The organism is Bacteroidota bacterium (assembly GCA_016195025.1).
Classification (GTDB): Bacteria; Bacteroidota; Bacteroidia; order Palsa-948; family Palsa-948; genus Palsa-948.
In genome coordinates this window covers 1-17649 of the sequence record JACQAL010000016.1, presented here as the reverse complement: position 1 = coordinate 17649, position 17649 = coordinate 1, and the positions used below count along the sequence as shown (strand labels likewise).

General features: G+C 45.7%; 8 protein-coding genes. 7 read left to right on the top strand and 1 reads right to left on the bottom strand.

The genetic code is table 11. The features are described from left to right. Nucleotides 1-7: 7 nt before the first annotated feature. Nucleotides 8-1483: a proline--tRNA ligase gene (locus HY063_02625; protein MBI3500663.1), complete on the bottom strand. Its 1476-nt coding sequence runs from the start codon at nucleotides 1481-1483 to the stop codon at nucleotides 8-10. A 94-nt stretch (nucleotides 1484-1577) separates the two neighbouring features. Here HY063_02625 and HY063_02620 point away from each other — a divergent pair, with 94 nt between their 5' ends. The 7 genes from HY063_02620 (at nucleotide 1578) to HY063_02590 (ending at nucleotide 17530) form a co-directional block, all read left to right on the top strand. Beyond that, entirely contained in the window at nucleotides 1578-3077 is a 1500-nt protein-coding gene (locus HY063_02620; protein MBI3500662.1) for a hypothetical protein, read from the top strand. A 33-nt stretch (nucleotides 3078-3110) separates the two neighbouring features. Then, the gene (locus HY063_02615; GenBank protein ID MBI3500661.1) at nucleotides 3111-4559 is read left to right on the top strand and encodes an outer membrane protein transport protein; all 1449 of its coding nucleotides are present in this window, start codon (nucleotides 3111-3113) and stop codon (nucleotides 4557-4559) included. Between the two features lie 189 nt (nucleotides 4560-4748). Then, the gene (locus tag HY063_02610; GenBank protein ID MBI3500660.1) at nucleotides 4749-7034 is read left to right on the top strand and encodes a PKD domain-containing protein; all 2286 of its coding nucleotides are present in this window, start codon (nucleotides 4749-4751) and stop codon (nucleotides 7032-7034) included. A 24-nt stretch (nucleotides 7035-7058) separates the two neighbouring features. Then, nucleotides 7059-8645: a T9SS type A sorting domain-containing protein gene (locus HY063_02605; GenBank protein ID MBI3500659.1), complete on the top strand. Its 1587-nt coding sequence runs from the start codon at nucleotides 7059-7061 to the stop codon at nucleotides 8643-8645. 56 nt (nucleotides 8646-8701) lie between these two features. Continuing rightward, nucleotides 8702-8908, top strand: a complete 207-nt coding sequence (locus tag HY063_02600; GenBank protein ID MBI3500658.1) for a hypothetical protein — start codon at nucleotides 8702-8704, stop codon at nucleotides 8906-8908. Between the two features lie 24 nt (nucleotides 8909-8932). Further along, nucleotides 8933-13549: a gliding motility-associated C-terminal domain-containing protein gene (locus tag HY063_02595; protein MBI3500657.1), complete on the top strand. Its 4617-nt coding sequence runs from the start codon at nucleotides 8933-8935 to the stop codon at nucleotides 13547-13549. Nucleotides 13550-13603: 54 nt separating this feature from the next. Next, entirely contained in the window at nucleotides 13604-17530 is a 3927-nt protein-coding gene (locus HY063_02590; GenBank protein ID MBI3500656.1) for a gliding motility-associated C-terminal domain-containing protein, read from the top strand. Nucleotides 17531-17649 lie beyond the last annotated feature (119 nt).

The window sequence follows — 17649 nt, the reverse complement described above, 5'->3', positions numbered from 1 at the left end:
AGATAAATCAGTAGGCAACAGCAAATACTACTCTTCGTCCAGAAGGTTTTCCAGTGAGAATACACTTGCCACTTTCTTTATTCGAGTCAATTGGAATACAGCGAATGGTCGCCTTTGTTTCTTCTTTTATTTTTTCTTCTGTTTCAGAAGTGCCATCCCAGTGTGCTAAAACGAATCCGCCTTTGTCAATTGCTTTTTTGAAATCATCATACGAATCCACGCTGTGCATGTTTTCTTTTCTGAAGTCAAGTGCTTTGTTATACAGTGCCTCTTGAATTTCTTTCATCAACGATTCAACTTTTACAATTAAATCGGATTGCTTTATAATTTCTTTTGTGCGCGTATCTCTTCTTGCAAGTTCTACGGATTCATTCTGCAAATCACGCGGACCGATTGCAATTCTTACAGGCACTCCTTTGAATTCATATTCTGCAAACTTCCATCCGGGAGAACGGTTATCGCTGTTATCGTACTTCACAGAAATTCCCTTCGACTCCAAATCTTTTTTTATCTGCAATGCTTTTTCAGAAATCATTTTTAATTCTTCTTCCTTTTTGTAAATCGGAATAATTACCACTTGTATCGGTGCGAGTTTCGGTGGAAGCACAAGCCCTTCATCATCCGAATGCGCCATCACGAGCGCGCCCATCAATCGAGTGGAAACTCCCCACGAAGAAGCCCAAACATAATCCAACTTTCCTTCCTTGCTGGAAAATTTTACATCAAATGCTTTTGCAAAATTTTGTCCGAGGAAATGTGAAGTGCCGCACTGCAATGCTTTTCCATCCTGCATCAGCGCTTCGATGCAATAGGTTTCTTCCGCGCCTGCGAAACGTTCGTTCGCAGTTTTTACTCCTTTCAAAACCGGAAGCGCCAGAAAATTTTCTGTGAAGCCAGCATACACGCCCAGCATTTTTTCTGTTTCGGCAATGGCTTCTTCTTTTGTGGCGTGTGCGGTATGTCCTTCCTGCCAGAGAAATTCTGCTGTGCGTAAAAATAAACGCGTGCGCATTTCCCAGCGCACAATGTTTGCCCATTGGTTAATCAGTATAGGCAAATCGCGGTACGATTGAATCCATCCTTTATAAGTGTTCCAGATAATTGCTTCGGAGGTCGGGCGGATAATTAATTCTTCTTCCAACTTCGCATCTTTATCTACAATTAATTTTCCTTTTTGATTCGGGTCTGTTTTCAAGCGGTAATGCGTTACAACAGCACATTCTTTTGCGAAACCTTCGGCATGGCCTTCTTCTTTTTCTAAAAAACTTTTCGGAACAAAGAGCGGGAAGTAAGCGTTCTGATGTCCGGTTTCCTTGAACATTTTATCAAGAGCCGCCTGCATCTTTTCCCAGATGGCAAATCCATAGGGCTTAATCACCATGCATCCGCGCACGGCAGAGTGTTCAGCCAAATCCGCCTTGGTTACAATCTGATTGTACCATTCGGAGTAATTTTCGCTTCTTTTCGGCAAATCCTTAGCCATTTAACAAATGTTAAATTTTGGTATGATGTTTGTAAATTCCAATTCTGATTGTATCTTTGTAGTAAGAGACAGCAAAACTAAAAAAATAAGAATCATGAAAACGTTCATCAATCTTTTCGCAGCGGCAGCGCTTCTGAGCAGTTGCTCTAACATGAATCAAACGGCAAGCACATATAACGATGATGTGTATGCATCATCGAAAGAGGTGCAGGCGCAAAAGCAAACGTATGTGCAGCCGAAGCAGGAAAACAGAAGCAACCCGGAAACATTCTCTTCCACGCAGGAGACTCAGGAGCAAAATCAAAACGTGGATGGATACACCACTAATGGCTCTTCAGAAAAAACTTCTGCGAACAATTTTAATTACGATGATTACTACGATTATGAATATGCTGCGCGCATGAAACGTTTTTATCATCCTGCTTCCGATTATGGATATTACGATAACTACTACACAAATTCGTATTGGTATTCAGGAATTCCTGCTCAGTGGGGATTGAGCGTTTACATGGGTTACCCCTGGTGGGGACCGAGTTATTACTGCTATAATTATTATCCCAGTTGGTATTGGTATGACTCATGGGGTTGCGGAGGATGGGGTTGGGGATGGCATCATCCTTACTGGGGTTGCGGCTGGAACAGCTGGGGATGCGGAATGGGAATGGGCTATCCTTATTATGGCGGATACTGGAACGGATACTATGATGGATACTGGAACGGCTATTACAATGGACTTGCCAGCAATTATTATTACAACAGTTACGACAACAGCGGATATTATTACGGCCCGCGCCCGAAAAATTTTCAAACACCCGGCAATGCAATTTCAAATCACGGAAAAAATTTTGAAACTGCTATCGCTGCAAATAATTTTACTCCCGTTCATTATCCAACTACTATGGGAGGAATTCAAAGCACTCCGCGACCGAACAATCATATAAATAGTTCTGCCGATAATTTTTCTTCTTCCAATAATCTTTCCGCTCCTGCAAATGGAGGAAACATCGGGCATGTTAATTTGCCGAACAGCAGTGGCAATGTGAACAATCTTCCTTCGGGCAGTACAACCATAAATAATTTGCCGAACAAACCGGTAAATCCTGTTTCTGTTGAAACGCCTAAAGGAAAAGGAAGCGCTAATGATTATTATACTCCGAACGGAAACAACCTGCCGACTCCGAAAAATTACGAAGCGCCTTCAAAAGGATATGATATGCCGAAGGGTTACGACACGCCTAAATCTTACGATGCTCCTAAAGGAAATGATACTCCCAAAAATTATGAATCACCGGGCAACAATTACAGCACGCCAAAGAATTATGAAGCGCCTCATAACTATGAAACGCCTCACTACAGCACGCCCAAAAGTTACGAAGCGCCCGCTCCTAATTACAGCACTCCGAAAAGTTACAGCGCTCCTTCGCCAAGTTACAGTGCACCGCATTCCGGTGGCGGATGGGGAGGCGGTGGCAGCAGCGGTGGAAGTTGGGGCGGTGGCGGTGGCGGATTTTCACATGGCAGTAGCGGAGGCGGAGGCGGTGGTGGATTTTCACATGGCGGTGGCGGTGGTGGTGGCGGAGGTCATCATCGATAATATTTCCTAAACCAAATTCAAAAGAAAAGTTCTATGAAAAAAAAATTCATGCTTGGAGCGGGAGGAGTGTTTCTTTCCGTACTCCTGTTTTCCCAAAATGAAGTAGATGCTCTTCGCTACTCGCAAATAAAATATGCCGGCACCGCGCGCTCTGCTGCAATGAGCGGTGCATTCGGAGCGCTGGGCGGAGATTTTTCCGTGCTCTCCATCAATCCTGCAGGCATTGCCATTTACCGCAAGAGCGAATTTACTTTTACGCCCGGATTTTTTATACAGAACTCCAATTCTGATTTCAAAGGAAACTCTTTGTACGATAATAAAACCAATGTGAACTTCAGCAACGCGGGGCTGATACTTTCCTACTATGAACCTGATTCCAAAAATGCATGGAAGGGAGTTACGTTTGGTTTCGGCTATAACCGGCTGAATAATTTCAACAGCAGTATTTCCATGACCGGAAAAAATTCCCAAAGTTCTTTGCTCGATGTTTACCTGAACGATGCCATTAATTCGGGAGGCGATACCAGTTTGATGAGCCCCTTCGGAACGCAGCTTGCGCTGAATACAGGCGCGGTGTTTTATGATTCGGCAACCGCAACTTATTATCATCACCTGCAAGGAATTTATGGCGAAGAGCAAAGCAAAAGCATTACCACAGGCGGCTCGATGGGTGAAACGGTTTTTACGCTCGGAGGAAACTATGATGATAAATTATATATGGGAATGACTGTTGGAATTCCGCACATACATTACAGCGAAGAAACAAATTATACGGAGAAAGCCGATTCCGCCTATAATACTTTTAAGTCATTTGAATTAAATCAATCCTTAAAAACAACAGGCGTGGGTTTCAATATAAAGTTCGGAATGATTTACCGCCCCACGGACTGGATACGCATTGGCGGTGCGTTTCATTCGCCAACCTATTTCAGCATGCACGATGAATACAGCAGCAACATGGTCACGCATTTTTCAAATCCGAACTATTATTATCCCACTGCGTATTCTCCTGCCGGGTCTTATGATTATTCGCTGGTAACTCCCATGCGCGCCATCGGAAGTTTGGGTTTTGTAATTCAGAAAAAAGGATTGGTGGGAATTGATTACGAGTACACCGATTATTCTTCCGCATCGCTGAGTTCTTCCAAATATAAATTTCTGAATGAGAACAAAGCCATCCGCGCAAAATATGTGGAAGGAAATATCATCCGCCTTGGCACCGAGTGGCGGCTGGCTCCCATGAGCATACGTGCAGGAGCGGCTTATTACACCAGCCCTTTCAGAGGAGAAACAAACATCGGCACGCGCATGGATTATTCTGCGGGAATTGGTTTCCGCGATGAAAATTTTTTCCTTGACTTTGCTTATGTGTATTCACAGTATTCCGAAAAATACTTTTTCTACGATCCTTCGCTCATAAGCGCTTCGGAAAACACACTGCATAGTTCAAGCGTGCTGATGACGCTGGGCTTTAAATTTTGACACTGCTGCGCGGTCAGAATATTTTTGCTGAAGCTATTCTTACTTCACTTTTTTTACAATAATGCCGGATGGCGCTATCTGAGGCAATGTCTTTTCATTGTACCGCAGTAAATAATTCAAAAAACATGTAACAATTTTCCTCCTTTCTACGTTCAACCTGGCATCCCTTTATCTAATATTTCTTTACCCATGAAAAAAATCCTTTTACTACTTACATCTGCCGTCTGCCTTCTTACATCTTATCTCTTTTCCCAATCCACCGCCATCATCGGCACGGGAACAAATTTTAATAACTCCGCTGCGTATCCCGCTCCTTACGGAAATTTTTACTGGGGAGCGCGCCACCAGATTTTAATCCGCGCTTCGGAAATGACAGCCGCAGGAATGGCTGCAGGCAACATTACCGCGCTCGCCTTCCAAGTGCAGACGCCCGCAGGAACTCCGCTTACTTCTTTCACCATCCGGATGAAAACCACTCCTTCTGCCAGCGTGAATTCCAACTTCGATAATATCGGATTCGTCACTGTTTACGGACCGCAAACTTTTACCGATGCCAGCGGGTGGAACAATCACACTTTCTCCACTCCTTTCGCGTGGAACGGAACCTCGAACATTTTAATTGAAACCTGTTTTGATAATAATTCGTGGACGCAGAACGCGCAGATGAATTATTCCACTACTTCCTACAACAGCGTGCTGTATTTTTTTCAGGACATGAACCCGAATATCTGCTCTGCTCCTTCTGGAAACTCTTCGATGAACCGTCCGAACATAAAATTTACATACACGCCCAACGGTCCGCCCACTTCGCAGTTCACCGCGAATCCAACCAACACGTGTTCCGGCAATGTTCAGTTCACCGACCAATCGTTTTACAACATCACCGCATGGCTGTGGAATTTTGGCGATGGAGCAACGAGCAACGCGCAGAATCCGCTTCACACCTACACCGCCAGCGGAACGTATTCTGTTTCTCTGAAAGCAACGAATGCGAATGGAAACAATACGCTTGCTAAACCAAATTACATTACCGTTTCGCTCAGTGGAACTCCGCTCACGCCTGCTTCGTGCACACCAACCACTACTTCGTATTGCTGCGGGTTTGGCATCACGAATTTTCAGTTCGATAAAATCAACAACAACTCTCCCGATGGAAGCGCGGGCTATGAGGACTATACCTGCAACCGCGATACGGTTACCACCGGGCAGTGGTATAATATTTCGGTGAGCAATCCTTCTTCTCCTTCCACGCAGAACTACCGCGTGTGGATGGATTTCAACAATGACGGAACATTTACTCCACCGGGCGAACTCGTGTTTGCAGCCGACAATGTGATTTCCGCCAGCGGAAATGTTTTTATTCCCGGCACTGCCACGCTGAACACTCCGCTGCGCGTGCGCGTTTCTGCCGACCAGTCGCTGCAGGCAATTCCAACTCCTTGTTCAAATCTTACCTACGGGCAGGCGGAGGACTATGCCATTATTGTGAAGCCGAATACCAGTCCGCCTGTTGCAAAATTTTATGCTGATGATACTGTTTCCTGTTCGGGCACGGTGCAGTTCACCGACCAGTCGCTGAATGTTCCCAACCAATGGCTCTGGAATTTTGGCGATGCAACTACTTCCAACCAGCAAAACCCGTTGCATACGTACACTGCCAACGGAACTTATTCCGTTTCGCTTACCGCCACCAATGCCAACGGAAATAACATGCTGGTGAAATCAAATTATATTCTTGTTACGCTCGGCAACACTCCCGTTGCTCCTTCGTGCCAGGCGCCCACGCTTGCGTATTGCTGCGGCTATGGAATTTACAAAGTGCAGATGAACACCATCAATAAGTCCTCTGCTGACGGAAGCGAGGGATACAAAGATTTTTCGTGCACCGGACAAACCACGCTTACCGAAGGGCAGACGTATTCCGTGAGCATTCAAACCAGCCCTTCGCTGGCGCAGGATACCAAACTCTGGATTGATTTGAACAATGACGGCACTTTCAACCAGGCGAATGAACTTTTGTTCAGCAAAGCAAGCACCATTAATCCATCGGGCACCATTACCATTCCTACCGGAGTTGCGGTGTACAGCACGCTGCTGCGCATGCGCATTGTTTCCGATAACGGGGGAAGCAATCCCACTGCGTGTACGGTGATTAAAGGGCAGGCGGAGGATTATGCGGTAACTGTGCTGAAGTTGGTGAGCGCGGAAGAGTTTCCGGTTTCCGGTTTACAGTTTACGGTTTATCCCAATCCGTTTTCTGAAACGGCTACACTGCGAATTACGAATGGAAACCGAATTACGAATTACGAATTGAAGGTGTTCGACCTGTATGGAAAGGAAGTTAACCCATCCGTGATTCGTAATTCGGAAGGATTCGTAATTCGTAAAAGCAACCTTGCTGCCGGAATTTACATCTATGAAGTAAGTTCGGAGAGCGGAGTGGTGGGGAAGGGGAAACTTGTGGTGAGCGAATAAGTCGAACCATTAATTGTGGAATAAATGAGAATACTTTTTTACATATTTCTTGTAATTATCTTTTCTCAGGTATGCAACGCGCAAATTACTTTCCAGAAAACGTATGGAGGAACAAAGGATGACATTGGAAATGTCACCGTACAAACAAATGATGGTGGATTTATTATTGCTGGCATAACAGAAAGTTTTGGGGAAGGGAATTTTGATATTTACCTTGTAAAAGCTACCTCTGATGGCGTTATGCAATGGTCAAAAACTTTTGGCAGTACAAATAATGACAGAGCATATTCAGTCCAACAAACTAACGACAGCGGATATATTATTGCAGGTTACACCAATGGTTTCGGCTTAGGGAATGATGATGTTTATCTTTTGAAGATTTCTTCAAATGGTACTTTACAATGGTCAAAAACTTTTGGAGGACAAGGGAATGATATCGCCTCTTTCGTTCAGCAAACTAATGATGGCGGTTATATATTAACTGGATTCACAAATAGTTTCGGTGCAAAAGTTCCAAATATATATCTGATAAAAACTTATTCGGATGGAACAATGCAATGGTCAAAAACTTATGGTGGAACAGTTAGTAGTAGTGAAGGAAATTCTGTTCAACAAACAAATGATGGAGGATTTATTATTACTGGTTATACATCAAGTTTTGGTGCCGGAAGTGTCGATGTTTATCTAGTTAAAACCGCTTCTGATGGCACATTACAATGGACAAAAACTTTCGGAGGAACAGGAGATGATTATGGATATTCAGGGCGTCAAACGATTGATGGTGGATATATTATTACAGGAGAAACTTACATTACAGGTGGTGGTATTTCAGACATGTATCTTATAAAGACTGATTCAAATGGTTCTTTACAGTGGACTAAAATTTTTGGAGGATCTTCAAATGATGAAGGTGGATACGCTGTTGAGGAAACTAATGATGGTGGATTTATTATTGCTGGAGAAACGAGGAGTTTCGGCTCGGGATATCTTGATGTTTATCTCGTGAAGACTACTTCCTCTGGTATTTTGCAATGGTCAAAAACTTTTGGAGGAACAGGTAGCGATAGAGGAAATTTTGTGCAACAAACAAATGATGGATTTATTATTACAGGTTATACAGGAAGTTTTGGAAAAGGCGCAGGTGATATTTATTTAATCAAAACTGACAGTAATGGAAATAGTGGGTGTAATGAAACCAATCCAAATACAATTTTAAGCTCTGGAGGAATACAAGGTTCTGGAGGCATTCAAAATACAGGAGGAACAACGACAACTCCAGCAACACAAGTAAGCACAGGAGGTATTGAAACTACTCTTTGTCTAACAGTGGGAACAAATGAAAATAATCATGCAAACAATTCTGTGTATGTTTCCCCCAACCCCTCCACCGGCATTTTTCAAATACAAATGGATAATGTAAAATGGCTAATGGCTAATGGAAATACATCAATCAATATTTATAATCTTCTCGGAGAAAAAATATTTACATCAACCATTAACCATCAAACATCAACCATTGATATTTCCAACGAGCCCAAAGGAATTTATTTTTATAAAATTGCTGCTAAAGATAGGAATGAGGTTGCCACAGGAAAACTGATTATTCAATAAAACGCCATTTTTGTGAAAAAAACTGTATTTTTACATAAAAAGATGCAATCCGAGAGATGAAAGACACAATCAGACCTCTGAAGGTAACAATTGGAGAGAAGAAAGATACCATCAGACCTCTGAAGGTAACAATCCGAGAGAAGAAAGACACAATTGGACATCTGAAGGTAACAATTGGAGAGATTAAAGACATAATTATCTCTCTGAAAGTGCAAAAAATAGTAAAAAATGATGATTGTATTGAAAATTATGCAATAATTTAACCAATTTAATCATCTAAAAACATAATGCGCTTAATTTCCATCAAAATACTTCTTACTTCTTACTTCTTACTTCTTACTTCTCTTTCCTTTGCCACACATCTCATGGGCGGCTGGGCGGGTTATCAATATCTGGGGCTGAATTCTTCTACGGGCAACTATAAATATCAGGTTACGCTGAAAATTTACCGCTACTGCGATGACCAGACGCTTCCCTGCGGAACCTGCACCACGGCAACGCTTAATCCGAATGTAGATGTTGGAGCATACATTCAGGACTGGCTCAATCCCAACGACCCCAACAAAGTTCTGGCAAACAGTTTCACCATTCCGCTCACTTCGCAAAACTGGGTGGCGCTGCCCGGAGCGGGGCAGTGCGTGAGCGCTCCGGTGGTGTGTGTGGAAGAAGGAATTTATACCGATGTGATTGAACTTCCCGCCAGCAATGGCGGCTACCATCTCATTTTCGAGCGGTGCTGCCGCAACGGAAACATCATCAACCTTGCAAACCCCGGTGCTGCCGCGCAGACCTATTATTGTTTTGTTCCGCCCACGTTTGTAAACAACAGTTCGCCCACCTTTGCGCTTCCCCCCGTTCCTTATATATGCGTGAACGATACTGCCAGCATTCTCAACACCGCCATTGACCCCGATGGAGATGTGATTGTATATTCCCTCGTGCAGCCCTACAACGGCTACGCATCGCAAACCAATCCCGTTCCCGTTCCGCCTAATCCGTATACGTTTCCCATTCCGCTGGTAAACTATGCAGCCGGATACAGCGCCTCTCAGCCATTTGGTCCGGGCGGCTATGCTTCGGTGAATGCCTTCACCGGCTTGTCGCAATATCTTTCCCCGACAACCGGCTATTTTGTGGTGGCGGTGGAACTGCAGGAGTTTAGAAATAATCAGTTGGTGGGAATCACGCGGCTCGATATGCAAATCATTGTGGTGAACTGTCCGCCCAACAGCGCGCCAAATCTTGCTCCCACAACAGGGCAGACAAATTATATTGCGAACGTGGGAGATACGCTCTGCTTTCCCATCACCTTCAACGATGCCAATGGCGACAGCGTATTTTTCAGTGCATCGGGAACATTGTTTAATAATCCGCCCACCAATCCTCCGGCAACCATAACGCCCAATCCTGCCGCAGGAAACGGAAGCGTTACCAGTAATTTCTGCTGGAACATTGCCTGCACGCAGGCGGGAAATTATTTTTTCATTGTGCAGGCGCCCGATAACGGATGCCCGCCAAAAGTTACCAATGTGGTTTACACCATACAGGTTTTGCCTTACAACGGACCAAGTTCCATCAGTGGACCCAATCCGCTTTGCCAGAACACCTCGGGAACATACAGCGTGCCCGCTTCGAGCGGAAGTTCTTTTTCATGGACGGTTTCCGGAGGAAGCATTACATCGGGGCAGGGGACAAGCAGCGTGAATGTTACGTGGGGAAGCGGACCCAACGGAACCATTTCAGTTACTTCTTACAACTCGCACGGATGTTCTGCCGGTCCCATTTCCCTGAATGTTTCCATTCAGCCCGCGCCTGTGGTTACTGCCGCAGCAAATTCCACCATCTGCACCGGCAATTCGGTTTCGCTCAATGCAACGGGCGGAGGAACTTATTCGTGGAGCCCTTCCAACGGATTGAGCAATCCGAATATTTCCAATCCCGTTGCGAATCCGACTTCGACAACAAACTATACCGTTACGGTTACTTCATCGGCAGGATGCACCAGCACGGGAACGGTTTCAGTTACGGTGAATCAACTTCCCGTTGTAAATGCCGGAGCGAATCAAACTATATGCAACGGCAATTCAATTACGCTTGGAGGAAATCCGACAGGTCCTGCCGGTTCAACCTATAACTGGAGTCCTTCCACCGGATTATCGTGCACCACTTGCGCAAATCCCATAGCGAATCCAACCGCCACTACAACCTATACGCTGAACGTAAACGCACCAACCACCTGCACCAACACCGCAGTGGTTACAGTATTTGTGAATCAACCGCCCGTTGCAAATGCCGGACCCGATGCAACTGTTTGTCCCGGCTTTACTACAACATTGAACGGAAGCGGGGGAGGAACCTATAACTGGTCGCCTTCGGGGAGTTTAAACAATTCAACCATTTCAAACCCGGTTGCGAATCCGACTGTGAACACAACTTACACGCTCGTTGTATCGCTGAACAGTTGCACCGACACCGATTTTGTTTCCGTTAATGTTTTACCCAAGCCCGCGGTGAATGCCGGAGCGGATGTTTCCATTTGCATTGGAAATTCTTCCACGCTGAATGCAACAGGCAGCGGAAACTTTTCGTGGAGCCCTTCGGGAAGTTTATCGTGCACGCTTTGCTCCAACCCCGTTGCGAATCCCACTTCCACCACCAATTATACGGTGATGATTACCGATGCGAACTCCTGCACGAATAGTGACACGGTAAAAGTTTTTGTAAATCCTCTTCCGCTTGCCAATGCCGGACCGAAACCCGGATGGATGTGCCCGGGATTTTCTGTTACGCTGAATGCAAGCAACGGAGTAACCTATAACTGGGCGCCTGCTTCTTCGCTGAGCAATCCGAACATTTCCAACCCCGTTGCAAATCCAACTATCACTACGCAGTATACGGTGAACATTACCGATGCAAACGGCTGCGCGAACTGGGATACGCTGACAGTTTTTTTGAATCCGGTTGTTCCCACCAATGCAGGACCCAATGTTTCCATTTGCATTGGAACAAGCATTACCATTGGCGGTGCGCCCACTGCGCCTGTTGGAGCAACGTATCAGTGGAATCCATCCACCGGATTAAATAATTCTACCCTTGCAAACCCGACAGCATCTCCCACTGCCACCACAACGTATGTTGTTACCGCATCCACGTTCACCTGCAGCGGAACGGCTACGGTAGTTGTAGTTGTGAATGCGCTTCCGGTTATTTCTGCCGGAGCGGATGTTTCAATTTGTTCAGGGAATACTGCCACGCTCACCGCCAGCGGAGGAAATTTATATTCGTGGAGCACCACGCAAACGTCCACTTCCATTTCTATTTCTCCGACTTCTTCTTCCACGTACACGGTGATTGGAACGGATGCAAACGGATGTTCGAATGTTGATTCGGCAACGGTGTTTGTGAATGCGCTTCCAATAATTTCTGCGGGAGCGGATGTTTCCATTTGCTTCGGAAATACAACAACACTCACTGCCAGCGGAGGAAATTTATATTCATGGAGCACCACACAAACTTCCACTTCCATTTCCATTGCGCCCACTTCTTCTTCCACGTACACGGTGATTGGAACGGATGCAAACGGATGTTCGAATGCTGATTCGGCAACTGTGTTTGTGAATGCGGTTGCGCCCACTTCTTCTTCCACGTACACGGTGATTGGAACGGATGCAAACGGATGTTCGAATGTTGATTCGGCAACTGTGTTTGTGAATGCGCTTCCAATAATTTCTGCGGGAGCGGATGTTTCGATTTGCGTTGGAGATTCAACCACGCTCACTGCCAGCGGAGGAAATTTATATTCGTGGAGCACCACGCAGACCTCCACTTCGATTTCAGTTTCACCCACTTCTTCTTCCACTTATACGGTGATTGGAACCGATGCGAACGGATGTTCGAATATGGATTCAGCCACTGTGTTTGTGAATGCGCTTCCTGTTGTAAATACTTCGAATGATACTGCAATCTGCGCGGGCGATTCGGTTTTGCTGAATGCATCGGGCGGCATAAATTATTTGTGGAGCCCGTCCAGCGGATTAAGCAATCCGAACATTTCCAACCCGGTTGCTACGCCAACAAGCAGCGCCACGTATACGGTAACTGTTACGAACGCGAACGGCTGCATTAATTCCGACTCGGTGCAACTTACGGTGAACGCTTTGCCGAACATCAACGCGGGAATAAATCAAACGCTTTGCCCGGGAAGTTTGGTAACACTCACCGCCAGCGGAGGAATAATTTATTCGTGGAGCAGCGGAGCCACCGCAACTTCAATTTCGGTTGCGCCAACTATTCAAACAACGTATACATTAACCGGAACAGATGCAAACGGCTGCGTGAATGTGGACTCGGTTTCGGTTATGATTGGAATAACTCCCGTTGCAAATTTCGCTTACACGCTTTCACTCGCCTGCGATGGAATGGAAGCGAAGTTTGCCGATTCAAGTTTGAATGCTGCGGCATGGAGTTGGAATTTTGGCGATGGAACTATTTCTTCGGAGCAGAATCCTGTTCATTCGTTCGTGTATAATTCAAATTATATAATCATTCTTACGGCTATGAATCCTCCCTGCCCCGATACCGCGCAGAAAATCATTTCTGTTTCAGATTTATCCAATTATGTTTCCATTCAAACCACCAATGTGTTCACACCGAATGGCGATGGAATGAATGATTGCTTCAACCTGATTCCGAAAATATCGGGAGCCGATGGAGGAAAATTTTCCGGCTGCGCGGAACTTACTATTTATAACCGCTGGGGAATTCCTGTGTATTATTCTGAATATTCGGGCGCGTGCTGGGATGGAAAAACCTCCGCAGGCGTGAGTGTTCCCGAAGGGACTTACTTTTATATTTTTGATTTGAAGGGAATACAACTGAAGGGGTTTGTAACGCTGTTGAGATAATTCTTTTTGGCTGTTTGTTAAAAAAGAATTTTTAACATACCTTCGTCTTCTGCAATGCTGACTTCTAAAAAAATAATTTCTGCTTTTGTTATTTTTTCCATCGTTGGTGTCATCAGCGCCCAGCCGGGGTTGATTTCCCATGAAGCCAAAACAAATCCTTCGGTTGCTGCCAACGCGCTTGCGCCTTTGTTTCACGACAGCGCCTGCGGGTTGAATTATATATATGACACCACTTTAGTTGAAACAAGATATAATCCTTTTACCACTACCGGCACGTATGGTTCTGGGCTTCCTGCCAAGTGGGTAATTTCAGGATTACCCGCCTGCTATGCGTTGGATTCTGTTTTCGTATGGATGCTTTGCTCCTATCAATCGCCTACGGCTCCAGGCACCACCTCCATTACCATTACCAATCCCGCGTCAAGCGTAAAAAGTTTTGCTTCTGGCGGACCCATTGCAACAGACGGACCCAAATGCTGGGGAGAAACCGGAACGGCTGTTTACCGATGGGGTATTCCCAAATCATTTATCAGCGGCAATGGAAACTACACATTTAATTTTTCCGGCTTCACCAACCCTAACTGGGAAATTGATGGCGCAACGCTTTTTATTATTTACCGCGACCCGAGCGCAAACTATCAGGGCAATATTACACTCTGGGACGGAGCAGTTGCGAGCGGAAGCGGCTCTCCGCTCTCCCAAACCATGACCGGCTTTAATGTCTGCGCTGCGCCAACTTCTGCGCGCGCATTCACTCTTTCATCCGACCATCAGGACAATGTTGCCCCTCCCACTCACATCACTACTTTGAATGGAGTTAATGCAAACTTTCCAAATTTATTTTATGATGAAGACGAAGCGTCCGTTACACTTCTGCCGAATCAAACTTCTTCGGTGTTTGGAATGGATGGAAGTGGCGGGAACGATTGCTATCTCTGGGCTGCGATGGGCTTGTATTATCAAACCACCACTTGCACAACGTGCATTCCTTCCGCGCTCAGCGTGAGTGTTGCCACCACCAATGCCGGCTGCGGAAGTCCGAACGGAACGGCTGCTGTTACTATTATTTCCGGCACTGCGCCTTATACTTATTTATGGAATCCGGGCGGACAAACCACTTCTTCCATCACCGGGCTTTCCGCAGGAACGTACACGGTAACTGTTACCGATGCGAACAACTGCACCAGCGTAATAAATAATATAACCATTTCCAATTCTCCTCCGGTTGTGTTTTCTTTTTCTTCGGTAACCAATGTGAAATGCTTTGGAAATAATACAGGCAGCGCTTCGGTAAATATTTCAAGCGGCACTCCGCCTTACACCTATTCGTGGAATCCATCCGGGCAAACCACTTCAACGGCAACGGGGCTTTCTGCGGGAACTTATTCCGTCACTGTTACGGATGCTATGGGATGTACTTCTTCCAATACAATTACAATTACTTCTCCCACTGCGCTCACTCATTCTTTTTCGGGAGTTGTAAATATTAATTGCTTCGGAAATAATAACGGAAGCGCAACTGTGAATGTTTCGGGAGGCGTGCCTGCTTATACATATTCTTGGAATCCTTCCGGGCAGACCACTTCAGCGGCAACAGGTCTTGTTGCGGGAATCTATACCATCACCGTTACGGATGCTAACGGCTGTACTTTTTCGGATACAGTCACGATAACTTCTCCAACCGCTTTATCGCATTCTTTTTCTGCTATCACAAATATTGATTGCTTCGGAAATAACAACGGCAGCGCCACCGTAAATGTTTCAGGAGGAACTCCGGCATACACTTACTCGTGGAGCAACTCGCAAACTTCACAAAACGCCACCGGACTTGTTGCAGGAACATACACCATCACTGTTACCGATTCGCACGGCTGCACTTTTTCAGATACAGTCGCCATTACAACTCCCACTGCGTTGTCGCATACTTTTTCCGGAGTTGTAAATATTAATTGTTTCGGAAATAATAACGGAAGCGCAACGGTGAATGTTTCGGGAGGAACTCCGGCTTATACTTATTTATGGAATCCCGCTGCTGTTACCACTGCTGCTGCCACCGGTTTATCTGCAGGAACTTATACGATTACTGTTACCGATTCGCACGGCTGCACTTTTTTGGACAGCGTGCAAATCACTACTCCGCCTCCTTTAACACATGCAATTCCCCCGACAAATCCGGTGGATTGTTTTGGAAACAACACCGGCAGCGCGTCAGTAAATGTTGCCGGAGGAACTCCCGGTTATACTTATTCGTGGAGCCCTCCGCTTGGTTCGCAAACCACGCAAACCGCCACTGCGCTTTATGCAGGAGTTTATACAGTAACGGTTACCGATGCGAACGGCTGCACATTTAACGATACCGCGCTGATTACTTCTCCTACAGGGCTTGGAGTTTTTTCTTCCACCATCATTAATGTGGATTGTTTCGGCAACAGCACGGGCATGGCAACGGTGAATCCATTTGGCGGAACTCCGGGTTATACTTATTTCTGGAATCCGACTTTGCAGACATCTCAGACAGCAACCGGGCTTGCCGCGGGAGTTTATACCATTACTGTTACGGATAATAACGGCTGCATTATTAAAACGCTGGTGCAAATTACTGAACCAACTTTGCTTACTTCCGCTTCCTCTCAAATAAATATTCTCTGCTTTGGCGACAGTACGGGAACAGCAACCGTGTCGGCATCGGGAGGAACTCTTGCTTATACTTATTTATGGAACAACGGGCAAACAACTTCTGCCGCAACAAATATTCCTGCAGGAAATTATTCCGTGCTGGTAACCGATTCGCATGGGTGCACCACTACTTCTTCCGTTACGCTGACGCAGCCGGTCGCACCGCTCTCGGCAGCAAGTTCAGTGGTAAATGTTTTATGCAATCCTGACAGCACGGGCTCGGCAACCATTTCTGTTTCTGGCGGAACACCGGGTTATACTTATTTGTGGAATACGAATTCAACTTCTGCAAGCATTTCAAATCTTCCCGCAGGAAATTATTCCGTACTCATCACCGATGCGAACGGATGCGCGGACAGCGCAACCTTAACGATAACGCAGCCGCCACTGCTCACGGCATCTGCTGCGCCCGATACAAACATTTGTGCCGGAATGAATGCGCCAGAAAATATTTTTGCTGCAGGCGGCACGCCCGGTTATACGTATGTATGGATGCCGGGCGGAGCAACCACTTCTTCCATTACTGTTTCTCCTTCTGCCACCACCACGTACACCGTTCAGGTTACGGATAACAACGGCTGCGTGAAGAACGATACGGTGCATGTTGCGGTCTGGAATCTTCCCGCCATTGTTGCGCAAAGCGATACTTCAATTTGTTTGGGAGGAAACGCCACGCTAACTGCCAGCGGAGGAATTTCTTATTTATGGAATAACGGAGCAACCACTTCTTCTATTGTTACGGCTGATACTTCTGCTGTCATTTATGCCGTTATTGGAACTGATGCCAACGGATGCAGTAACTCCGATTCGGTAAGTGTGCAGATGAATGTGATGCCGGTTGCAAATTTCGGCTACCTCTTTTCTCCCGAATGTGAAAAAGTAGTTGCGCTGTTTTCCGATTCAAGTTTGAACGCAACGGCATGGCAGTGGAATTTCGGAAGCGGAACAAGCAACCAGCAAAACCCGGTTTTTGATTTCACCTATCAGAATTCTTATACGGTTTCGCTCACGGCTTTGCTGCCTCCCTGCTCCGATACGGTTTCAAAAAGTTTTTCCATCAATGATTTTTCTTCTTACATCGTTACCCAGTCCGCTAATGTTTTTTCTCCGAACGGAGACGGAATAAACGATTGCTTCCAGATGATTACCAATGGAAAATTTGCCGGCTGCGCGGAACTTACCGTTTACAACCGATGGGGAATACCCGTGTATTATTCAGAATATTCGGGCGCGTGCTGGGATGGAAAAACCACCGCAGGCGTGAATGTGCCCGAAGGAACTTACTTAGGACTTTCGCAAGATTAGTGAAAATGAGTTAGTGGTGTTCTGAGTTGTTGCACAAGGAACTGTTTAAACAATCCTGTTTTTACTTGATAGAGCGTTTGATTCGTTTGATAACCGATCGTAGCCAAAGACATCCAAAC